Here is a 643-nt window from a genome sequence, read left to right as displayed (position 1 = left end):
GCGCACGCCCGGCGCCGGCCACCACGGCGGCCTTGCGCGCCCGCAGCCGACGCCACACCTGGCGGGCCCCCGAGGCGGGGGCCGGGGCCCCCGCCTGGGTCGTGGCCAACACCTCGCTGGTCACGGGGTCTCCTCGCGGGCCGCGCGGGGCGCGGCCCAGGCGATGGTCGTGCGCACCCGGATCACCGGACCGCGACCTGCGAGACGTCGAGCACGCCGGTCCAGTCGCTGATCACGATGTTCTTGACGTCCTTGCCGTAGAGCCGCTTGTAGACCGGGTGGAACAGCGGCACGGACAGCGCCTGCTCGCCGATCTTCTTGTCCAGCGCGCCCCACCGCTTGGCCGCGGCCTTCAGGTCGGTCAGCTTGTTGATGGCGTCGATCTCGGCGTTGACGGCCTTGTCGTCGAGCTGCGCGTGGTTGTAGTTGGAGCCGTCCTTGACGATCTGGCGGCCGTCGTAGATCGGCGCCAGGAACGGGCCGCCGGCGGGCCAGTCGGCGCCCCAGGCGGAGAGGAAGAAGCCGGGCGCGTCCTTCACGCTCTTGGTCTTCTCGCTGTAGTCGTTGTCCTCCAGGCCCTGGAGCTTGACCGTGATGCCGGCCTTCTTCAGCCCCTCCTGTACGGCGGTGGCCACCTCGGGGC

General features: G+C 71.5%; 1 pseudogene. It reads right to left on the bottom strand.

The features are described from left to right. Positions 1-182 precede the first annotated feature (182 nt). A pseudogene (locus tag KUM32_RS42325) lies at positions 183-643 on the bottom strand (ABC transporter substrate-binding protein); the annotation flags it as partial.

The organism is Streptomyces sp. AC627_RSS907, assembly GCF_019049165.1.
Note: the sequence above shows the minus strand (reverse complement) of the source record. Positions and strands in the feature narration are given on the sequence as shown.